The organism is Streptomyces adelaidensis, assembly GCF_016598475.1.
GTDB classification, from domain to species: Bacteria; Actinomycetota; Actinomycetes; order Streptomycetales; family Streptomycetaceae; genus Streptomyces; species Streptomyces adelaidensis.
Window position 1 is genome coordinate 1 of the sequence record NZ_JAEMUX010000291.1, and the last position, 593, is coordinate 593.

General features: G+C 67.8%; 1 protein-coding gene. It reads left to right on the top strand.

The window, feature by feature from the left end:
- Positions 1–556, top strand: a 556-nt coding sequence (locus I8N67_RS41905; protein ID WP_234047141.1) for a DUF5753 domain-containing protein, incomplete at its 5' end; no start/stop codon positions are given.
- Positions 557–593: the final 37 nt, after the last annotated feature.

The window sequence follows — 593 nt, forward strand, 5'->3', positions numbered from 1 at the left end:
GCGGCTCCAGGACAGCTCCGTGGAGCTGTACCAGTCCACGGAGCTGTTCCGGATCTACTCCCCCACGCTGGTACCGGGCCTGCTCCAGACCGAGGGCTACGCCCGCGCCCTGCTGTCCGCCAACGCCCGTCTGCTCGATGTCCCCGACGACTCCGAAGAGGCCGCCGCAGCCCGCCTCGCACGCTCGCAGGTCATCCACCAGCCGGGGCACCACTTCGTCATACTGATCGAAGAGAGCGTCCTCTCCTACCAATTGGGCGACGAGGCCGCGATGGCCGCGCAGCTCGGCTACCTGCTCACCGCCGGCGCCCTCCCGGCTGTGTCGTTGGGCATCATCCCCAGTGCGACGCGGGAGCGCGTGCTCTGGCCACAGGAGTTGTTCCACGTCTACGACGACACGCTCGTGTCCGTTGAACTGCTGTCAGCCCGGGTCAGGGTCACCAAGCCCGACGAGATCGTCCTTTACCTGAAGGCGTTCGAGCAGCTGCGCGCCATGGCCGTGTACGGGGCGGAGGCGCGCGCCTTGGTCCTGAAGGCCATCGATGCCCTGAACTGACCGGATCGGTGCGTGCCGGCTGCCGCCCAAGTCTCAG